Annotated in this window: 21 protein-coding genes; 16 read left to right on the plus strand and 5 right to left on the minus strand. The window is 40.5% G+C overall.

All coding sequences use genetic code 11. From position 1 onward, the window contains the following. Nucleotide 1: 1 nt before the first annotated feature. The 7 genes from FA047_RS01175 (at nucleotide 2) to FA047_RS01205 (ending at nucleotide 6,983) form a co-directional block, all read left to right on the plus strand. Complete coding sequence (locus FA047_RS01175) at nucleotides 2–1,261, plus strand: tetratricopeptide repeat protein (RefSeq protein ID WP_136834160.1); 1,260 nt, start codon at nucleotides 2–4, stop codon at nucleotides 1,259–1,261. An 84-nt stretch (nucleotides 1,262–1,345) separates the two neighbouring features. Then, nucleotides 1,346–1,858 (plus strand): outer membrane beta-barrel protein, encoded by a 513-nt coding sequence (locus FA047_RS01180; protein ID WP_225872599.1) that lies wholly within the window; start codon nucleotides 1,346–1,348, stop codon nucleotides 1,856–1,858. Nucleotides 1,859–1,866: 8 nt separating this feature from the next. Beyond that, on the plus strand, nucleotides 1,867–2,595 hold the full coding sequence (gene gldF / locus FA047_RS01185) for a gliding motility-associated ABC transporter permease subunit GldF (protein ID WP_136834161.1): 729 nt from the start codon (nucleotides 1,867–1,869) through the stop codon (nucleotides 2,593–2,595). Next, the gene (gene gldG, locus FA047_RS01190) at nucleotides 2,589–4,265 is read left to right on the plus strand and encodes a gliding motility-associated ABC transporter substrate-binding protein GldG (RefSeq protein ID WP_136834162.1); all 1,677 of its coding nucleotides are present in this window, start codon (nucleotides 2,589–2,591) and stop codon (nucleotides 4,263–4,265) included. Before gldF ends, gldG begins: the two co-directional genes overlap by 7 nt. Before the next feature lie 34 nt (nucleotides 4,266–4,299). Continuing rightward, nucleotides 4,300–5,424 carry a DNA polymerase III subunit beta gene (gene dnaN / locus FA047_RS01195; protein WP_136834163.1) on the plus strand — a complete coding sequence of 375 codons (1,125 nt, stop codon included), beginning with the start codon at nucleotides 4,300–4,302 and terminating at the stop codon, nucleotides 5,422–5,424. A 90-nt stretch (nucleotides 5,425–5,514) separates the two neighbouring features. Then, complete coding sequence (locus tag FA047_RS01200; RefSeq protein ID WP_136834164.1) at nucleotides 5,515–6,222, plus strand: DUF4397 domain-containing protein; 708 nt, start codon at nucleotides 5,515–5,517, stop codon at nucleotides 6,220–6,222. 74 nt (nucleotides 6,223–6,296) lie between these two features. Beyond that, nucleotides 6,297–6,983, plus strand: a complete 687-nt coding sequence (locus tag FA047_RS01205; RefSeq protein WP_136834165.1) for a DedA family protein — start codon at nucleotides 6,297–6,299, stop codon at nucleotides 6,981–6,983. Here FA047_RS01205 and FA047_RS01210 read toward each other — a convergent pair. Genes FA047_RS01210 through FA047_RS01225 form a run of 4 tightly spaced genes read right to left on the minus strand, consistent with a single transcriptional unit; the run spans nucleotide 6,980 to nucleotide 12,288 of the window. Beyond that, nucleotides 6,980–7,924, minus strand: coding sequence for a zinc dependent phospholipase C family protein (locus FA047_RS01210; RefSeq protein ID WP_136834166.1), 945 nt, complete (start codon nucleotides 7,922–7,924; stop codon nucleotides 6,980–6,982). The genes FA047_RS01205 and FA047_RS01210 overlap by 4 nt on opposite strands. A gap of 33 nt (nucleotides 7,925–7,957) precedes the next feature. After that, on the minus strand, nucleotides 7,958–9,847 hold the full coding sequence (dnaK, locus tag FA047_RS01215) for a molecular chaperone DnaK (protein WP_136834167.1): 1,890 nt from the start codon (nucleotides 9,845–9,847) through the stop codon (nucleotides 7,958–7,960). Between the two features lie 33 nt (nucleotides 9,848–9,880). Then, complete coding sequence (locus FA047_RS01220; protein ID WP_136834168.1) at nucleotides 9,881–10,954, minus strand: DUF3810 domain-containing protein; 1,074 nt, start codon at nucleotides 10,952–10,954, stop codon at nucleotides 9,881–9,883. Next, nucleotides 10,954–12,288, minus strand: a complete 1,335-nt coding sequence (locus FA047_RS01225; protein ID WP_136834169.1) for a dihydroorotase — start codon at nucleotides 12,286–12,288, stop codon at nucleotides 10,954–10,956. The genes FA047_RS01220 and FA047_RS01225 overlap by 1 nt, the downstream gene beginning before the upstream one ends. Nucleotides 12,289–12,525: 237 nt before the next feature. Between FA047_RS01225 and FA047_RS01230 the strand changes: the two genes are divergently transcribed. The 4 genes from FA047_RS01230 to FA047_RS01245 are packed head-to-tail and all read left to right on the plus strand — an operon-like array spanning nucleotide 12,526 to nucleotide 14,862. Further along, nucleotides 12,526–13,854: a DEAD/DEAH box helicase gene (locus FA047_RS01230; RefSeq protein WP_136834170.1), complete on the plus strand. Its 1,329-nt coding sequence runs from the start codon at nucleotides 12,526–12,528 to the stop codon at nucleotides 13,852–13,854. Continuing rightward, entirely contained in the window at nucleotides 13,855–14,121 is a 267-nt protein-coding gene (locus tag FA047_RS01235) for a hypothetical protein (protein WP_136834171.1), read from the plus strand. A gap of 4 nt (nucleotides 14,122–14,125) precedes the next feature. Next, nucleotides 14,126–14,461, plus strand: a complete 336-nt coding sequence (gene gldC, locus FA047_RS01240) for a gliding motility protein GldC (RefSeq protein ID WP_136834172.1) — start codon at nucleotides 14,126–14,128, stop codon at nucleotides 14,459–14,461. A gap of 5 nt (nucleotides 14,462–14,466) precedes the next feature. After that, nucleotides 14,467–14,862, plus strand: a complete 396-nt coding sequence (locus FA047_RS01245) for a hypothetical protein (protein ID WP_136834173.1) — start codon at nucleotides 14,467–14,469, stop codon at nucleotides 14,860–14,862. 70 nt (nucleotides 14,863–14,932) lie between these two features. On the opposite strand, the gene FA047_RS01250 is transcribed toward FA047_RS01245, so the two are convergent. After that, on the minus strand, nucleotides 14,933–15,424 hold the full coding sequence (locus FA047_RS01250; protein ID WP_136834174.1) for a methylated-DNA--[protein]-cysteine S-methyltransferase: 492 nt from the start codon (nucleotides 15,422–15,424) through the stop codon (nucleotides 14,933–14,935). 84 nt (nucleotides 15,425–15,508) lie between these two features. Between FA047_RS01250 and FA047_RS01255 the strand changes: the two genes are divergently transcribed. From FA047_RS01255 to FA047_RS01275, 5 genes are all read left to right on the plus strand, one after another. Further along, nucleotides 15,509–16,171 carry a heme exporter protein CcmB gene (locus tag FA047_RS01255; RefSeq protein WP_136834175.1) on the plus strand — a complete coding sequence of 221 codons (663 nt, stop codon included), beginning with the start codon at nucleotides 15,509–15,511 and terminating at the stop codon, nucleotides 16,169–16,171. Between the two features lie 13 nt (nucleotides 16,172–16,184). Further along, entirely contained in the window at nucleotides 16,185–16,844 is a 660-nt protein-coding gene (ccsA, locus tag FA047_RS01260; RefSeq protein ID WP_136834176.1) for a cytochrome c biogenesis protein, read from the plus strand. 2 nt (nucleotides 16,845–16,846) lie between these two features. Then, nucleotides 16,847–17,065 carry a CcmD family protein gene (locus FA047_RS01265; protein ID WP_136834177.1) on the plus strand — a complete coding sequence of 73 codons (219 nt, stop codon included), beginning with the start codon at nucleotides 16,847–16,849 and terminating at the stop codon, nucleotides 17,063–17,065. Between the two features lie 152 nt (nucleotides 17,066–17,217). Beyond that, nucleotides 17,218–18,639: a Glu/Leu/Phe/Val family dehydrogenase gene (locus FA047_RS01270; RefSeq protein WP_136834178.1), complete on the plus strand. Its 1,422-nt coding sequence runs from the start codon at nucleotides 17,218–17,220 to the stop codon at nucleotides 18,637–18,639. A 201-nt stretch (nucleotides 18,640–18,840) separates the two neighbouring features. Then, the gene (locus FA047_RS01275; protein WP_136834179.1) at nucleotides 18,841–19,251 is read left to right on the plus strand and encodes a cytochrome c maturation protein CcmE domain-containing protein; all 411 of its coding nucleotides are present in this window, start codon (nucleotides 18,841–18,843) and stop codon (nucleotides 19,249–19,251) included. Nucleotides 19,252–19,256: the final 5 nt, after the last annotated feature.

Genomic DNA, 19,256 nt, shown 5'->3' on the forward strand with positions numbered 1-19,256 from the left:
CATGGCAGAAGACAATAGGCTATTAAAAGTTGAGATTTTAATTCAACAACAAAAATTTGGAGAAGCTGAGAAGTTTCTTGCCGACTTGCTGTCAGAAGATGCAAGCAATATTTATTTTTTGTCATTGCTCGCGGAAGTTAAGTTACAGCAGGAAAAATTTGACGAAGCAAATCGCATCATTGATAATGCGATCGGTGCATCACCAGATCACCCACAGTTATTTTACATCAAATCCCGCATTGCAATACATCAGGATGATTTAACCGGGGCCGAAAAACACATCAATCAAGCGATCTCCATCTATCCGTATGAAGCTGCCTATTTTGCTTTGTTAGCCAATATCAATTTGGCGCGTAAGCAGTTTGAAGAAGCATTGGAAAGGGCCAACCAGGCATTGGAGATTGATGCAGAAAACTTACAAGCATTAAATGTAAGAAGTACTGCATTGATAAAATTGAACAGAAGTGAAGAGTCTTTTGAAACCATCGAAGGGGCTTTAAGAGAAGATCCGAACAATGCGTACACACATGCCAATTATGGTTGGGGTTTGCTTGAGAAAGGTGATCATAAAAAGGCACTGGAGCATTATAAGGAGGCTTTAAAGAATGATCCGACATTTGAGTACGCTCAAGTTGGAATGCTGGAGGCACTGAAAGCGAACAATCCGGTATACAGGGTTTTTGTTAAGTACTCATTTTGGATTGGTAACCTGACAGCTAAATATCAATGGGGCGTGCTGATTGGATTTTACATAGTTACTAACGTATTGAGGTCGGTTGCTCGCAATAATGAGACCCTGGGTCCATATCTGATGCCCCTGGTTATTGTACTGGCACTCATCGCATTCTCAACCTGGATCATTACTCCCGTAAGCAACTTGTTTTTACGATTCAACAAATACGGACAGTTGCTGCTTGACAGAAAGCAAAAAATGAGTTCAAACTTTGTTGCGGCAAGTTTGAGTGTGTTTCTCGCAGGGTTGTTGTCATATTTTATACTGTCAGACGAAAGATTTTTAGTTGTAGCGATTTTTGGATTTGCGATGATGGTGCCATTTAGTGTGATGTTTTCGCCCTCCAAAAATAAAAACTCATTGTTGATCTATGCCTCTTCTATGGCATTGGTAGGTGTTTTGGCAATTTCCATAACGTTTTCTACGAACAACATGTTTAACATCATGACATCTGTTTTTATTTTTGGGTTTGTGATTTTTCAATGGGTTGCAAACTATCTGATCATTAAAGAAGATAGTTATAGTTGATCGTTTGAAGTCTTTTATGTGCTTAATTTTTTATAATATCGCTGATTATTTAAAAATCCCCTAGAGAAATTGAAAAATATCTGTTTGACTGCTTTTATAGTCGCCGTATTGATGATTCCGAATTCAATTGCCCAATCGAGAGGCAAAATCACCGGTCAACCGAGATTGGGTCTTGGCCTGGACTTCGCTTTTCCTACAGGGGACTTTGGTGATCGTGCTAATTATGGTTTTGGAGGCTCTGTTAATTACCTGCATCCTGTAGGTAAATTCCTGAATATCATTGGGAACGTCGGCTACCTAAGACTAGAAGGCGACGACGTCGGGCCATTTAAATATACAGAAGGTTATGTGCCGATTAAAGCAGGTGCGCGTTATTACATCACTCAGAATATATACGGAGAGGGGCAGGCGGGAATTGCAATACCAACGGCAAACGGGAGTGGTAGCGGCACTGCATTTGCCTACATGCCTGGTCTGGGTGTAGATTTTCCTGTTTCTGAAGACCTGAATATTGAATTGACATTGAGATATGAAAACTGGGCGAGGAGTAATGGTACCCGGTCATTCGTCGGCCTCAGGGCGGGCATCAGTTTTTAAATAAATATATGTACGCAGTTTTTAAACGTGAATTATTTAGCTTGCTCAACTCTCTGATGGCGTATATCATCATTGGTGTGTTTTTGATGGCAACTGGTTTGTTGCTTTGGTTTTTTCCGGAGACTTCAATTCTCGAATATGGGTATGCTGAGTTAAATGGCTTTTTTAGTTTGGCACCATTCCTTTTCATGTTTCTGATACCTGCCATTACGATGCGTTCATTTGCAGAAGAGCGCCGAGAAGGCACCTATGTTTTACTGGCCACGCGTCCATTGACCGACTGGCAGATTATACTTGGTAAATATTTCGCCTGTTTTGTGCTGATTGTTTTTGCATTGGTACCCACATTGATTTATTATTATTCAGTCTATAGGCTGGGATTTCCCGAAGGCAATATTGATAGTGGAGCTGCGGTAGGTTCCTACCTGGGCTTACTCCTGTTGGGAGCGGCTTTTGTGTCTGTTGGTATCTTTGCTTCTTCGATTACAAAAAATCAGGTGGTGGCCTTTGCAGTTTCTGTGTTCATTTGTTTCATCGCCTACAATGGGCTCGATGCAATGAGTCAGGTCTTCAGCCTTCAATATTTTGAAACTATACTGCTAAATTTAAGTGTGAATGAACGCTATCAGTCGATCAGCAGAGGGGTGCTGGATACCAGGGATCTGGTGTATTTCATTACTTTTATGCTGGTTTTTTTAGGGCTGACAAGATTGGTGATCGGAGGTAGGAAATGGTAGGTGCTAAGCGGATTTCTAGTGTTTTCATTTTTGTTGCTGCTTTGGTCTGTCTGAATGTTCTTGCCCAGTATTTTTATACCAGGATTGATTTTACCAAAGAAAGGCGCTTTACATTAACAGAAAAATCAAGATCGGTTTTAAAAGGAATTTCCAAACCTGTAACCATCAGGGTATACCTGGATGGCGATTTGCCTGCCGCATTTAAGCGGCTGCGCAGTGCGACTAAGGATCTGCTGGCAGATTATAAAGCTTATTCAGGCGCAGATCTTAAGGTCATATTTGTTGATCCTCTGTCTGGCTTATCAGCCGGTGCGGAGCAGGATACTGTGATGAAGCAATTGTACGAGGCCGGAATAGAGTCAACTACCCTGAACATTAAAAATGACAATGGTTTTGCTCAAAAGACCATTTTTCCGATGGCTATGGTAGAAGGTAATGGGAATGGAATGCCGGTAAAGCTGCTTCAGAATCTGGATGCCTCAGGTAATTATGAAGAACACATTAATAACTCCATACAGAATCTGGAATACGTATTCACCTCGGCGATACAGAAAGTGCTGAGTGGAGTATACCCCCGGATCGGATTCACAGAAGGTAACGGAGAATTGTCTGATCTTCAGGTTGATGATGCGATAAAGAGCTTGTCTGAAAGTTACGAAGTAGGGCGGGTGAACCTGAGCCTAATTGATAAAGATGGATTGGATAAACTGAAAATGCTGGTGATCGCAAAGCCTCAAAAAGAGTTTACAGAAGCGGAAAAATACAAGATCAATTATTTTGTGATGAAGGGAGGAAGTGTGGTCTGGTGCATAGACCAGGTGGGCGCCGACCTTGACAGTATGGGGCGTTCGGGGGAGCAACTCGCTTTCAACAGGAAGCTCAATCTTGATGATATGTTGTTCATGTATGGGGCAAGAGTGAATTATAACCTGGTTGCAGATGCTAACTGTGCTGAAATCCCTTTGAGTATGGGCAGTCAGCAGCAGATTCAAATGGCTCCCTGGGTTTACTATCCATTGCTGATGCCGGATACGTCGAATAACCTGGTGAAGAATATTGACGGGATCAGGACTGAATTTTTGAGTACGGTAGATACGATCGGTGTGCGTGGTATCCGCAAAACGGTGATTTTGCATACCTCGGCTTTTAATAAAGTTTTTAATACCCCAAAATTGCTTTCGCTTCAGATGGTAGCAGAGCAGCCGAATCCAAAGGAATATGCAAGTGTACCACAGTCGGCCGGTATACTGCTCGAAGGGATTTTTCCTTCCGTTTTTTTAAACAGGGCGCTGCCTGCGGGAATGAACGGCGATTACGGTGTTACTGCTGAAAGTAAACCTGCAAAGATGGTTGTTATCGGAGATGGCGACGTGTTTAAAAACCAGGTGAGTGCGAAGGATGGTTCTACTTTTCCATTGGGTTTTGACCGGTATACGCAAACAAACTATGGAAATAAGGCATTGTTATTAAATATTGCAGATTACATGACCAATGCTGAGGGCTTAATCTCTTTGCGCAATAAAGAGGTTAAGATCAGGTTATTGGATAAGGCCTTACTGCGTACTGAAAAGTTGAAATGGCAGGTGGTAAATGTGGTTTTTCCAATGCTATTGTTAATATCATTCGCAATTTTTCAACATTATTACCGCAAACGTAAGTATGCGAGGTAATTTTTATATTTTTGAGAACTGACTAGATCATACTATGAGATTTATTGTATCCACATCAACGTTATTAAAACATTTGCAAACGGTAAATGGTGCATCAAGCAGCAGTACCGTTTTGCCTATACTTGAAAACTTCCTTTTTGAAATTAAAGACGGAAGTTTGACTATATCTGCTACAGATTTGCAAACCAGCATGACTACATCTTTGGCTGTTGAATCTAAAGAAGGTGGAAAAGTAGCTGTGCCTGCAAGAATATTATTAGATACTTTAAAAACACTTCCGGATCAGCCAATCTCTTTTAATATTGATGACAGCACATTCTCAATTGAGATCAGCGCAGGCGATGGTAAGTATAAACTGAGTGGTGAAAACGGAGATGATTTTCCAAAGATCCCGGTGGTTGAAAACGCTTCATCTGTAAACCTGTCTGCATCAGTATTGACTGAAGCGATTACCAAAACGATATTTGCGGTGAGCAACGACGAACTTCGTCCAGCGATGACAGGTGTGTTTTGTCAATTGTCTGAGCAGCACATTACTTTTGTAGCTACTGATGCACATAAATTAGTAAGGTACAGACGTATGGATAGTAAAGCAGATAAAACATCTTCTTTTATCCTTCCTAAAAAAGCGTTGACTTTATTAAAAGCAGCTTTGCCTTCAACAGACGTAAATGTATCGGTTGACTATAACGCAACGAGTGCCTTCTTTAAATTTGAAAATATCAACCTGGTTTGTCGTTTGATTGATGAGCGTTACCCTGATTATGAAGCAGTTATTCCTGCTAATAATCCGAATAAACTGGTGATCGACAGGGCATTATTTTTAAATACATTGAGAAGGGTAGTGATCTTCGCTAACAAAACTACGCATCAGGTACGTTTAAAAATCAATGGCAGCGAACTGAACATCTCTTCTGAAGATCTGGATTTTGCAAATGAGGCGCATGAGCGTCTGAGCTGCCAGTATGAAGGTGAAGATTTGGAAATTGGTTTCAATGCCCGATTTTTGATTGAAATGCTGAGCAATCTGAGTGGTGAAGAAGTTACTTTAGAGCTTTCTACTCCAAACCGTGCAGGCTTATTAATTCCTCAGACCAATAATGAGAATGAGGACGTTTTAATGTTGGTAATGCCGGTAATGTTAAATAATTATAATTAATTCAACTCAATTGACACGGAATGGCTTGGTTTTTGACCGAGCCATTGTTGTTTTAGTGTGTAAATATCTAATCATCAAAATATTATTGTTATGAAAAATTCATATTTCTTATCGAAGAGGGCCGGGACAGCACTGTTGATGTCCTGCCTGAGCGTTGTAGTTCTTCTAAGCTCATGCGTCAAAGAACCAAAACCAGAGCCTACAGGTGAAGCATCTGTGAGGTTTGTAAACGCAGTACAGGGTTCAAGTGCACAGGATTTTTATGTCAACGGTGTAAAGAAGAGTACTACAGCTTTGACTTACGGTAACTATTCAGGTTATACTACTATTGTATCCGGAAACAACCAATTTATACTTGCCGATGAAGGCAGCACAAATGCTGGTGCGGCTACTGATCCGGTATCAGTTCCAATCGGTTCTAAACTTACTGTATTTTATTACAGGACAGCATCTACTGCTACTACTCCTGGTCCCGTAGCTGCCGGAATTATTGGTGCGGATGCTACAGCTCCTGAGACAGGTAAGGCTAAGGTAAGGTTCCTGCATCTGAACAGTTATTATAATAACCAGTCATTTGCTGTGTCTGCTGTAGGGGGTGCTCAAATCATTGCTGGTGTGGGATTCAGAGCTACTTCAATTTATTATCAGGTTGCTCCGGGAACGAAATTATCTTTGACTGCAACTGGTATAGTGACAGGAGAAATAGATCCGGGTTTTGTGGCAGGTAAAATTTATACGATCTGGTTTGATGGTTCTTCAGCTACAGAGTTAAACAGTCACGTAATCGTTGAAAATTAATATGACATTCTAAAGGTTAAAAATATCATGGTTATTGCCATGATATTTTTATTTTTGGGCTTAATTTATAGGACTTGGAATTTTTTTCGTTTTTAGTAGACTTCCTTTTGCATATCGACAAGCATCTGGAGGAAATCATCAGAGATTATCAGAATTGGACTTATGTCATTCTCTTCCTTATCATTTTTGCGGAAACAGGTTTTGTAGTTACACCATTTTTACCGGGTGATTCCTTGCTGTTTGCCATGGGCGCATTGATCGCCGGCGGAAACACAGGGTTGAGTATCTGGGTGATGATGATGTTATTGATCGTCGCTGCGATACTGGGTAACTCTCTGAATTATAAATTGGGTAGTTTTTTTGGCGTGAAAGTTTTCAAAGAGAGCAATAAGATATTGAAGTTGGAATACTATAACCAATCCCATATGTTTTTTGAAAAGCATGGAGGTAAAGCGATTATATTTAGCCGTTTTCTTCCTATTTTCAGGACAATAGCTCCTTTTGTGGCAGGAATAGCTAAGATGCCTTTTGGTCGGTTCACGCTGTTCAACATCATAGGGGGAGTAGCATGGATTGCAAGTTTATTGCTGGCTGGTTACCTGCTTGGACAAATTCCCGTAGTTAAAAGAAACTTCGATCTTGTTATCGTTATAATTGCCGTAGTAACATTCTTCCCAGCTATATTTGCAGCCATAAAATCCAGATTGAACAAGAAAAAGGCAGTCCAGGAAGCAGCTGTGCCGGAAGAAACGGAAGCTTAGTTTTCTCTTCCTATAATAGTTCCTTTTTGATACAGCTGTTCGGTTTTTTTATCCTCAGGTTCGGAAATATTCTTTTTGAAATGCCGCAGATCAGGCTGACCTGCATCGACCCAGGCAGAGTACCAGAATGAACCAATAGCAAGGATAGAAGCTTTCATTTGGTGCTCTACCATGTTGTTTAACAGTTGCTGATATGTTGCCGCATATTCTCGGCTGTATTGTTTGGTAACTGCAGCATTTCTTTCTGAAAAGCTATATTTCCTGTAGGTTGGGAAATTGTTATTCAGCGTGGCTTCGCATTGAAGTACAGAATCAACGAGGCTATGGGTATGCGTAATGATTTTCCATGCCTCTTTTAGCGGGCTCTCAATGTATCTGGCTTTTCCGACCATGTAATTGTAATTTCCATGAAATAGTTCCGGTAACCTACTTTCCCAAAAAGCATGGATACCAGTCTGGCCAGTCAGCTGCCCGTTATGATTTTTAGTGGTGTGGAGGGGTACATGCGCATCGGCGATATAATGACCCAGATAGGCGGAATAGACGAGTATTTTAATGGAATCCTTGCTTTTGAAGGCGTTTACCAGTTTGTAATAACTGACCTGGATTTGCCATGGAAGAATGCCATTGTTATTCAACATGGTTAGTCCGTACCTTTTGACTGCATCTTCCCATTTCCGTGGGATGCTGTCAATATTTTTTTCATAAAGTTCTACATCCAGGTAATGCCTGGGAGCCTCTGCTGTATCGGCGTATCTTCTTTTGTCAGGGTCGACCGCATGTTCAGAAAGGTATTTGATATTTGCCTTATAGAAACGGTTTATCCCGTTAGGCAGGGTAAACACCGCAAAGCGGTTGATTTTCATATGGGCAAAAAAGCCCCAGGACACCAATAGGGTAAGGGCGAGAATTGAAAAAGCGGATAAAACCAGGTGTTTCATCCGCTAAATTCGGTAAAAGAAAGTATTGAGTGGTTATTTATCTATACTTTTTCCTTTCATTGCAGAAGAGACCGCTACATCCATTACTCTTTCAGCAAAAGGACGGGTAAATTCATTGAGCTCATCGGCCTTTTTCAGGATATCGTCTTTTTCTGCTTTGGCTAAAGCCTGTTTAAGTGCCTCAATATGAGTTTTGGTATTGCTGATCTCATCTTCCGTCAGGAATGAGCCATGCTTTTCTATAAACCTTTCAGCAGTATATACCAATTGTTCGCCTTCACTTCTGGCCTCGATGAGCATTCTTTGTGCTACATCACTTTTTGCGTGGGTGATGCTGTCGATCAGCATCTTTTCTACAGTTTCATCAGTAAGCCCGTAACTAGGGGTGATGTCAATTTCCTGTTTGACACCTGATCTCAGTTCTATAGCCTGAACTGTTAGTATTCCATCGGCGTTCAGCATGAAATTGATGTCTACTTTGGGAAGGCCGGCAGGCATAGCAGGGATGCCTTTCAGGTCAAACTCTGCTAATTTCCTGTTTTCGCTCACAAGATCCCTTTCTCCCTGGAAAACGGAAATCTTCATGTTGACCTGTCCATCCAGCGATGTAGTATATTGTCGCCCTGCTTTTGTTGGCACTTTCGCATTTCTTGCAATAATGACATCCATTAAACCACCCATTGTTTCGATGCCCAGAGAAAGGGGCGTTACATCTAATAAAAGGATGTCAGACCGGTTTCCTGCGAGTATGTCAGCTTGAATGGCGGCGCCAAGGGCTACTACTTCATCAGGATTGATCTGATCATGAGGCTGACGGTTAAAAAATGCTGCCACCTGATGTTTGACAAATGGAGTTCTCGTAGAGCCTCCAACCAATACCACTTCGTCAACCTGATCAACAGTAAGTTTTGCATCGTTGAGCGCCTGCTGGCATGATGCTATGGTTTCTTTGACTTTTGATGCGATGAGGTCCTGGAAGGTCTGTTTATCTATGGTACACCAGATCTCTCCCGGTTTGGTTTCGTTATGGCCACCAAAAGCGAGTTTTTCGTTGTATAAGTTTTGTGTACTTAATGCTTTCTTTGCTTCTTCGGCTTTTAACCTCAACGATTGCATTAAGCTGGAATTAGTGGCAAGTTCTTCCTTATTGATGTTATTTTTCTCTATCCAGTAATGAACAATAGCGCGGTCAAAGTCGTCTCCGCCAAGGAAGGTATTTCCATTGGTAGACAGTACTTCAAATATTCCATTTTGAATAGATAGGATAGATACATCAAAAGTACCACCACCTAAATCATATACCGCTATTGTTTTTTGTTGGGTAGGGTCGAGGCCAAGGCCATAAGCCAAACTTGCTGCGGTAGGTTCGTTTACAATGCGCAATACATCCAGTCCAGCTAGTTTGCCCGCGTCTCTGGTTGCCTGGCGCTGACTGTCATTGAAATAGGCCGGTACTGTAATTACAGCCCGGTTTACCGGGGTTTTAAGTGCATGTTCTGCACGCCCTTTTAATTCTTTTAAAATCTGTGCAGAGAGTTCAATTGGGGTATAGAATTTATCACCGGCTTTGATCTTTACCAGTGAATCATTTTCATCATCGATTATTTTATAAGAAAAAGTATCCTGGTGAGCGGCTACATCTTTATATGACCGCCCAAGCAATCTTTTTACTGAAAAAATAGTATTTGCAGGATCCGTAATTAAAAATTCTTTGGCTTCATTTCCAACAAGGGCATCACCTTGTGCATTGAAATGTACTACAGAAGGAACGAGCAAGCCTTTACCGGTATCGTTGATCACCTGTGGATTTTTATCAGGATTGATAAATGCTACAAGACTATTTGTAGTCCCTAGATCAATACCTACAATAATTTCTTCCTGCTGTAATGAACCTGTTGCCAGGTTAATGGATATTTTTGCCATAGTGGGGCAAATTTAGGAATGTTTTCTGACCTTTTATTTATTCGTTAAGTCATCTTTGTGGTAATTGTACAGCCAAAGTACAATATCCTGGTAGCTGTCCGTGCCTTTTCTTTGATTGTTGAGCTTTAAAAACCTGTCAAACGCTACATCAAGATAGCCAAACATCTGGTTGTTGTACATGCGCCAGAAATCACGGTCGTTTTTAAAGTTTAAGAGTGTAGATGAATGTATGGTTTTGTATAAGTTTTCGTAGTCTTTCGGAGATTTTATCCTGATCTCATAGAGTATACTTTTTAGCATGGCATAGGCTGCTGAATAACGAAAATAAGCATTGTCGCTATGGCTGGCTACCAGATAGCCAATCAGGTTTGCTTCATCTTCCCGTGCTATGCCCAGCTGGTGGGCGATTTCATGACAGGTTACAAAAGGGAGGGCAACCGTAGGTAGCCTCATATTTACATTGGCCTCACCTGAAAGTGGGCTGTAATAGCCTTCAATTCCTATTTTGGTGATGAGCCAACTATTCAATACTGGCTTAAGGGAAGGAACGCGATACCTAAAAAGTGTATTAGATAGGGCCATTTTATCGTAACCCTCTTTAGCTATGGTTTGCAGTTGACTAATGTTGAACCTTGTTTTTTTTACGGAGTCCAGTTCATTAAGCTTTTCTATGAAGAACTCTCCTAAAGACACCAGTTGGGCGGTGGTATATTTGTCGTCACTAATGTTCAGTTGCTTTGAAACTGAAGGTCTTGAATAATTGAGTCCCCAGAGTATTTTGAATGCTAAATATAAGATCAATAGAAAATTGACGGCCTGAAGAGGTATTTTTATCCGATCTTCTTTTGTCAGGGTTTTGGCTTTTATCTTTTTGTAAAAGCGGTAAAAATTTCTTAGTGTAAAAAAAATAAGCAGCAGGTATAAAAAATCGCCCAGGGCGAAGGGGATTACTGTGCTGATGGAACGCTGAATAACCGAAGTAACACCATAAAATCCCGCAGAATAAGCAGACTCAATTAAGTTCGTGTTAAGACCCGCAATAAAAATGATTATTGAAAGCAGTGATAGCATTGCAAATCGTTTCCATTGCAGGCCTAAGGTACTCATTACCTGTTGAAGGCTAGCCTTTTACCTATTTCGTTGGTCATGAACTTACCCTTTTGATAAGCGAGGTTTCCGGATATAAAAGTATGTGTGATCTCTGACTGAAAGGTTTGGCCTTCAAAAGGAGACCAGCCGCATTTATAGAGGATATTTGCGCGGGTTACTTTTATCGGGTCGTTAAGGTTTACCAATACCAGGTCGGCCCAATAGCCTTCACGGATGAATCCTCTTTTGTTGATGTTGAAGCATGTGGCTACGTTATGTGCTGTTTTTTCAGCAATCTGCTCAAGGGAGATTTTATTTTGATGATACATCTCAAGCAGAGCGGATAGTGCATGTTGCACTAGCGGGCCGCCTGAAGGTGCCTGCAGGTAAGGCTGTTCTTTTTCCTCAATAGTATGCGGTGCGTGGTCAGTTGCAATGATGTCAATATGACCGTCAAGCACACCTTTTAAAATGCCCGATCGGTCATCAGCACTTTTTACTGCAGGGTTCCATTTGATCCAGTTGCCTTTGGTCGCATAGTCTTTATCGTCGAACCAGAGGTGATGTACACAAGCTTCAGCGGTAATTCTTTTATCTTTAAGCGGTGTTATATTGTCGAAAAGTGTAACCTCACGCGCTGTAGATATGTGTAGTATGTGTAGCCTGGTATTGTATTTTTTTGCCAGTTCTACTGCCATAGAAGATGACTTATAGCAGGCTTCGGCACTACGGATCAGCGGATGCATGTCGATGGTAATGTTTTCTCCGTACTTTTCTTTATATAATGCCATGTTAGCACGAATGGTTTGTTCATCTTCACAATGTGTAGCTACCAGCATGGGTGCTTCTTTGAAGATATTTTCAAGAACCTTTTCATTGTCGACCAGCATATTACCTGTTGATGAACCCATGAATACTTTTATTCCGCATACATTGGCTGGATCTGTTTTTAATACTTCTTCAAGGTTGTCATTAGACGCACCCATGAAGAAAGAATAATTGGCCAATGATACTTCAGATGCAATTTTGTATTTATCGTTGAGTAGCTCCTGAGTCAAGGTATTGGGTACTGTGTTGGGCATTTCCATGAAAGAAGTAATGCCTCCCGCTACAGCCGCCATACTTTCTGAAAAAATATCTGCTTTATGTGTAAGGCCGGGTTCCCTGAAATGTACCTGATCATCAATCATGCCGGGAAAAAGATGCAAGCCCTCTGCATTGATTTCCTGATCGGCAGGTTCATTGATAACAGGAGCAATTTTTTCTATAAATCCATCTTTAATGAGGACATCGGCTATTACTATTTGGCCTTCATTTACAATTGAAGCAGCTTTTATCAGAATGGTGTTCATGTTGTCAAAATTAGAAAAAATAAATGATCGTTGGGCCTTGTCCAAACAGTTTTTCCTGTGTTCCTCTTTTGCTGCTTTCGTCATCTTGATGCTTACCACGGAGGAATTGCGAAGCAAAACAAGTTCAGCACAGCCTATAGCAAAGATCTTTTATACAGGGATAGTTCAAGAGATCTCTCCTATCGTCGAGATGACGAAACGCGGGGGTACTAAATAAATTTTGACTATTTTTGCAAAATGGCCAAAAAATTTGAAGAGTTCAACCTCAACAGGCAAATCTTAAACGCGGTAGAAGACGCCGGATTTACGGAAGCTACCCCGATACAAGAAAAAGCAATAGGACCAGTTTTGTCAGGACAAGACCTTTTCGGTATAGCTGAGACGGGAACGGGAAAAACAGCGGCTTACGTGCTGCCCATTTTGATGCAATTGAAATATGCTCAGGGAGATTCTGCCAGGGCGTTGATCCTGGCCCCGACGAGAGAACTGGCTATGCAGATTACAGAGCATGTGAAGTTATTTTCGAAGTACACGGATCTGCGTACGGTGGTTGTATATGGAGGATTAGGCCCTAAAACACAGATAGAACAAATCAAAGCCGGTGTAGATATCATTGTAGCTACTCCAGGCAGATTTTTAGATATATATCTTGCGGGACACATCAATACACAATATCTCAAGTTTTTGGTGCTGGATGAAGCAGATAAGATGATGGATATGGGCTTTATTGGCTCTATCCACAGGATATTGGAGATTGTGCCGCGCAGAAGACAAAACCTGCTGTTTTCTGCAACCATGAGTGATCTGGTTCAAAAAATAGCTGGTGATTTTCTAAAGCACCCTACGATTATTGAGGTAGGAGAGCAGGCTACGCCAGCACAAACGGTTACTCAGGGTATGTATGAGGTGCCGAATTTTAAAACCAAGATCAATTTGCTTCAGCATCTGATGAAAGATGTAGAAGCATTTAAAAGACTGATCATTTTTTGCAAAACAAAGACTGTTGCAGACAATATCTTTAGTTTTATTGAACGCAGATTTGGTGCTGATGCGGTGAGGGTGATTCACGCCAACAAAGGCCAGAATACGCGTATCAATTCAATAAACAGCTTTAAAGAGGGCAATATCAGGGTGCTGGTGGCTACTGATGTAGCGGCCAGAGGTATTGACGTGACGGATGTAAGTCATGTGATCAATTTTGATGTGCCGATTATTATTGAAGATTACGTGCATAGGATTGGTCGTACAGGTAGGGCTTATGCTACCGGAGATGCACTGACTTTCTGCACGCCGGGTGAAAAATATTACATTGAGAAAATACAAAAACTCATCAGACAGGAAATTCCTGTTGTACCTTTGCCGGCGGAAGTGTTCGTGGATGAAACACCTTACGAAGAGAAGCAAGCGATAGCGCGTGCTATAGATGATCAGAAACGTAAAGAAGACCCGGATTTTAAAGGGGCTTTTCACGAGAAAAAACATGCAGCTGCAATAGCTGCGGCTGCAAGAAACAAAACGAACAAGCAGCCTGCCTGGAAAAAGAAGAAATTTAAAAAGAGTAAATAGTTGAAAGTAAAACTGACCCCTTTAAATATTGTTTCGGCTTTGGCCCTGGTAACTGCAGTGCTGTATTTATGGTACAGGAAGCCACCTGAGCATGTGGACGTATCGGGAATATTAGCATTTTTCTCTTTTTTGATAGCTGTTGTTGCTTTTGTCTCTGATCTTATTTTTAGGAAATTTATCCCCAGCCTTAAAAAGCTGTGGATCATTGAGGGCGTATTGATCGCTTTCATCATCATTTTAATATTTATTATAAAAGCTAGCGTATAATTTAATGAAACAAGCAGAAATCAAAATCACGGTAGAACTGGACGAAAAAAACGTACCTGAAAATATCCTTTGGGAATCTACGGATGCTGAAACTCAGGAAAAGGTTCCGGTGAAGTCTATGATGCTCGCGTTATGGGATCATAATTATAAAAACTCTATGCGTATTGACCTTTGGACTAAAGACATGCCCGTAGATGAAATGAAAAGGTTCTTTTATGAAACTTTGCAAACCATGGGAGATAGTTTTCTGAAAGCTACTGGTGAAACATTGATCGTAGAAGATCTTCGTGACTACTGTGCGCATTTTGCCGATAAAATGGGAATCAATACTCAAGGCTAATAAAAATGAGAACACAAGGTATTATTGGTTCAGTAATTATGGCTGCAGGTGGCATGTGTCCGTTGATGCATGTTCCTATTATAGGCAATTGGAATTACTTTGATATTGACCAAAGACTAGCTATAGCATTTTATGTAATGGTAGTGCTTGGATTGATCGGTTCTTTTTCGCAAAAAGTAGGCTTGATCCGTTTTGCAGGCTGGGGAGCTTTGGTTCTGGTTTTAATTACCCTAGCGGGTATCTATTTCAAAGCACATGATTCCTTTAGCTTTCTTCATTTTAAAAAGCTGGTAAACCTGGCTGCAGGGCTGGTAAAGTATAAATGGGGATGGTATGTAATTGCAGCTGGAGCATTCATTACTGTTACTGTTAGAAAACCCAAAGTAATCAGGGTCAATTAGATTATTTCAGGGAGGCGCTAATCCAGGTCGCGAAGTGATTTGTGTTTGCGTCTCCTTTATTCGATTCGTTTTAGAAAATTAAGGCGGTTTGGCCTTTTCCGCTTACAGCTCTTTCATGTTCCAAAAGCCATTGTTTTCTCCATAAACCTCCTGCATAACCTACGAGTCTTCCGTTGCTTCCGATTACACGGTGACAAGGGACAACAATGGCGAGGTTATTCTTTCCGTTCGCCGCTGCAATTGCTCTAATTGCCAGTGGATTATTCATTTGTTTTGAAAACTGTAGATAAGATATAGTGGATGCATAATTTATTGTTATCAGGTGATTCCATACGTTCTGCTGAAACTCTGTTCCGGGTTGTGCCAGCGGTAAGTTGAATGTCTGAAGTTTGCCGGTGAAATAGTCCTGCAATTGTTGGGCGGCTAGTTTGCTGTGTTGGTTTTCAATAAGATCTGTGGTATCGCTATCTTTAAAAGTAATTTTGGTAATGAACTGATCATCAGCAAAAATGCGGAGAGGGCCCACAGGACTTTCTATAATTGTGCAGTATTGATTTATCATCACAATACAATATTATTGATATTTTAAATGATAACTATGTGGTGCAGAATAAAAATATCTGATTTAAATTATATTTGTGCCTAAATGCAGCTGATTAAACAGGTAAAATATTTAGTGAAAAAGGAATTGGTGCTGGAGTGGCGGTCTAAGTATGCCTTAAACGGTGTGCTCCTTTACGTGGTATCAACCATCTTTGTCTGCTTTTTATCTTTTGTAGGGCTGTCACATCCCGTGACCTGGAATGCGCTGTTCTGGATCATTATGTTGTTTGCGTCTTTAAATGCTGTTGCCAAGAGCTTTTTACAGGAAAGCAGGGGCAGGCAGATTTACATTTACACAATAGCTAGTCCGCTGGCGTTGATCATTTCCAAGACGCTGTATAATATCCTGCTGATGGAGGTTTTGACCTTAATCGCTTTGTTTTTTTATATTGTCGTATTTGATTACATACCGCAGGATCTGGGCTTGTATATTGTGGCCACTATTTTAGGGAGTTTAAGCTTTTCTACCATATTTACAATGATTTCGGCCATAGCTTCAAAAGCTGGGAATGGTGGGATGCTTATGGCTATATTGAGCTTTCCTGTAATCATACCGGTATTGATTGTATTGATTAAATTGACAAAAAATGCGATTGACGGGCTCGACAGAAGTGTGAGTCTGGATGAAATCGGGCTGCTTTTGGTGATTAATGTATTGGTAGGGGCGGTGAGTTTGTTGTTATTTCCTTACCTTTGGCGCGATTAAAAAAATTGATATAATGTATAAAAACTGGTGGAAAATATTGGGTGCAATATTGGTTGTTTATTCGACAATATGGGGTTTTTTATCTGCTGTGCCTGCTTTGCCTATTTTACATGAAAGTATCAGGAATCTGTATTTTCACGTACCGATGTGGTTTGGGATGATTGTATTGTTCAGTATATCAGTTTTTTATAGTGTTAAATATTTAAGTAGCAATGATCCGGAACATGATATCAAAGCTGTCGAGAGCATCAATGTCGGTGTAGTTTATGGCGTGCTTGGTATTGTTACCGGGGCAATCTGGGCGAGGTTTACATGGGGACAGGCCTGGAGTTTTGACGTTAAACAGAACTTTGCCGCGATCGCACTTTTGCTGTATTTTGCCTATCTGGTGCTGCGTAATGCCATTGATGAAGAGCAGAAGCGGGCAAAAATTTCAGCTATATATAACATATTCGCATTCCCGATAATGGTGGTTTTACTATTCGTATTGCCGCGTCTTGCTGATTCTTTACACCCTGGAAATGGTGGTAATCCCGGTTTCAATGCTTATGATCTTGACAGCAGGATGCGGATGGTATTTTATCCTGCATGTCTTGGGTGGATATTGATCGGCTGCTGGATTTACAACGTACGTTTCAGAGTTCGCAAATTAGAAAAAAACAATACAATATAGCTATGAAGAAAATTTTAGTTACCTTTTTAATGTTAATGATCGCAGTGCAATTGTTTGCTCAAGATCAGGGTTCGACAATTTCTGACAGCTTATATGCATCAGGTAAAATATATGTGGTGGTAGCCTGTATTGTGTTAATTTTACTAGGCTTACTTTTCTTTCTATTCTCTATAGAAAAAAGATTAAAAAAGTTAGAAAAAAATTCCCCGGACAAAAACTAATTTTAAATCGTTTAATCCCTGTTTTTATGCCTTTTCACGGGTAGTGTGTCACTTACACTAAGTGATTCTGCATTTGCATTAATCGGTTTTTTTACTGCAATTTTGCACCCATAACGAATAAGAACTTATTTCAAATTCATAAAAAACAAATAATGGCTAATACAGCAAATGAGACAAAATTTTTTGCAGACGTATGCAGTAATTTTGACAGTGCCGCAAAATTTACCTCCCATCCAGAAGGTTTATTAAATCAGATTAAAGCTTGTAACAGTGTTTACCGTTTTCAATTTCCTATCCGTAGGGGAAATGGTTTTGAAGTTATCGACGCCTGGCGTGTAGAACACTCACACCACATGAGCCCAACTAAAGGTGGTATCCGTTACAGTGAGATGGTAAACGAGGATGAGGTGATGGCATTGGCGGCTTTGATGACGTACAAATGTGCAATTGTTAACGTACCTTTCGGTGGTGCAAAAGGTGGTATTTGCATTAATCCAAAAAATTATTCTGTAGCTGAACTGGAGACGATTACGCGTCGTTATACTACAGAGTTAATCAAAAAGAACTTTATTGGTCCTGGTATCGACGTTCCTGCTCCTGATTATGGGTCTGGTGAGCGTGAGATGAGCTGGATTGCAGATACTTATATGACCATGAATCCAGGTCAGCTTGATGCATTAGGCTGTGTAACAGGTAAACCTATTGCGCTTCATGGTATTCGTGGACGTAAAGAAGCTACCGGACGTGGTGTCGCCTATGCTACAAGAGAATGTGTAAGTGTTGCTGAAGATATGGCAAAGCTTGGCCTTTCTGCTGGTCTTGGCGATAAGCGCGTGATTGTACAGGGCTTGGGTAATGTGGGTTACCACTCTGCTAAATTCCTTGCAGAATTCGGTGCAACGATTGTAGGCCTTTGTGAATTTGAAGGCGCGATCTATAATGCAAACGGTTTGAATATTGATGAAGTTTTTGCTCATCGCAAGAATACAGGATCTATTTTAGGATTCCCTGGTGCTACGGACTTTAAAAACTCAATGGAAGGTTTGGAGCAACCATGTGATATATTGGTTCCTGCAGCTTTGGAAAATCAGATTACAGCAGAAAATATCAGAAACATTAAAGCTAAGATCATTGCCGAAGGTGCCAATGGACCTTGTACTCCGGAAGCTGAAGAGATTTTCACAGAAATGGGCGGTATGATCATCCCTGATATGTATTGCAATGCAGGTGGTGTGACTGTATCTTATTTTGAATGGTTGAAAAACCTCTCTCACGTAGCATTTGGACGTATGGAAAACCGTTATGCTGAGAACTCTAATGCTAACCTGATCAATACCCTGGAAAACCTGACAGGTAAAAAGATTCCTGCTGAAAATCGTTTGATGATTGTAAAAGGAGCTTCTGAGATGGAATTGGTTAATTCAGGATTGGAAGACACTATGATTCATTCTTACCATGAAATAAGAGAAAATCTAGTTAACAGACCCGGTATTCAAACATTAAGAACCGCTGCTTTTGTTGGTTCAATTGATAAAATTGCGATTTCTTATATGAACCTTGGTATCTGGCCGTAGGTTATCTAATCATCTTATATGAAGAAGGCGTCTGGCAAAAACCAGGCGCTTTTCTTTTGTCAGTCAAATGCTTTCAAACTTTTAGATGAAATCGTTTGATGGTCAATAAACTGTCATCATACCGAATTGACGGGTTTCAAGGGCGTATAGGTACTTATATTTTTTATCTTTGTACCATTCTTTTTAATATTTAGTAGCATTATGAGAAAAAGTGCAATTATTGGTTTAATTACAATAGCGTTATGTGTAGGTTTCTTAGTTAGTTTAAGTGCAGATACAAACACCTATTCTACATTTACTGAAGCTGCTAAGGATCCCAGGGAATTTCATGTAATGGGATATTGGGAAAAAGAAAAAGGTATGTATTATGATGCTCAAAAGGATGCCAATCACTTTGCTTTTTACATGAAAGATCAAAATGGAATGGTAAATAAGGTGGTATACAACGGAACAAAACCACAGGATTTTGAGCGTTCCGAAAAACTGGTATTGATAGGTGAAATGAAAAGCGGCACTTTTTACGCCTCTAAAATATTGATGAAATGTCCATCTAAATATAATAATGACCTTGTTGAGGTTAAGCAGGACGGCACAGTGAAAAAATACAACTAATCTTA

It is taken from the genome of Pedobacter frigoris, assembly GCF_005116445.1.
GTDB classification, from domain to species: Bacteria; Bacteroidota; Bacteroidia; order Sphingobacteriales; family Sphingobacteriaceae; genus Pedobacter; species Pedobacter frigoris.

Bases quoted from the DNA above. Each gene is read 5' to 3' on its own strand.
- FA047_RS01210 (WP_136834166.1), bottom strand. From the start codon at position 7,924: ATGAAACACCTGGTTTTATCCGCTTTTTCAATTCTCGCCCTTACCCTA.
- ccsA (WP_136834176.1), top strand. From the start codon at position 16,185: ATGTATAAAAACTGGTGGAAAATATTGGGTGCAATATTGGTTGTTTAT.
- dnaK (WP_136834167.1), bottom strand. From the start codon at position 9,847: ATGGCAAAAATATCCATTAACCTGGCAACAGGTTCATTACAGCAGGAA.
- FA047_RS01225 (WP_136834169.1), bottom strand. From the start codon at position 12,288: ATGAACACCATTCTGATAAAAGCTGCTTCAATTGTAAATGAAGGCCAA.
- FA047_RS01265 (WP_136834177.1), top strand. From the start codon at position 16,847: ATGAAGAAAATTTTAGTTACCTTTTTAATGTTAATGATCGCAGTGCAA.
- FA047_RS01270 (WP_136834178.1), top strand. From the start codon at position 17,218: ATGGCTAATACAGCAAATGAGACAAAATTTTTTGCAGACGTATGCAGT.
- FA047_RS01255 (WP_136834175.1), top strand. From the start codon at position 15,509: ATGCAGCTGATTAAACAGGTAAAATATTTAGTGAAAAAGGAATTGGTG.
- dnaN (WP_136834163.1), top strand. From the start codon at position 4,300: ATGAGATTTATTGTATCCACATCAACGTTATTAAAACATTTGCAAACG.
- FA047_RS01175 (WP_136834160.1), top strand. From the start codon at position 2: ATGGCAGAAGACAATAGGCTATTAAAAGTTGAGATTTTAATTCAACAA.
- FA047_RS01275 (WP_136834179.1), top strand. From the start codon at position 18,841: ATGAGAAAAAGTGCAATTATTGGTTTAATTACAATAGCGTTATGTGTA.
- FA047_RS01250 (WP_136834174.1), bottom strand. From the start codon at position 15,424: ATGATAAATCAATACTGCACAATTATAGAAAGTCCTGTGGGCCCTCTC.
- gldG (WP_136834162.1), top strand. From the start codon at position 2,589: ATGGTAGGTGCTAAGCGGATTTCTAGTGTTTTCATTTTTGTTGCTGCT.
- FA047_RS01245 (WP_136834173.1), top strand. From the start codon at position 14,467: ATGAGAACACAAGGTATTATTGGTTCAGTAATTATGGCTGCAGGTGGC.
- FA047_RS01220 (WP_136834168.1), bottom strand. From the start codon at position 10,954: ATGAGTACCTTAGGCCTGCAATGGAAACGATTTGCAATGCTATCACTG.
- FA047_RS01230 (WP_136834170.1), top strand. From the start codon at position 12,526: ATGGCCAAAAAATTTGAAGAGTTCAACCTCAACAGGCAAATCTTAAAC.
- FA047_RS01200 (WP_136834164.1), top strand. From the start codon at position 5,515: ATGAAAAATTCATATTTCTTATCGAAGAGGGCCGGGACAGCACTGTTG.
- gldF (WP_136834161.1), top strand. From the start codon at position 1,867: ATGTACGCAGTTTTTAAACGTGAATTATTTAGCTTGCTCAACTCTCTG.
- gldC (WP_136834172.1), top strand. From the start codon at position 14,126: ATGAAACAAGCAGAAATCAAAATCACGGTAGAACTGGACGAAAAAAAC.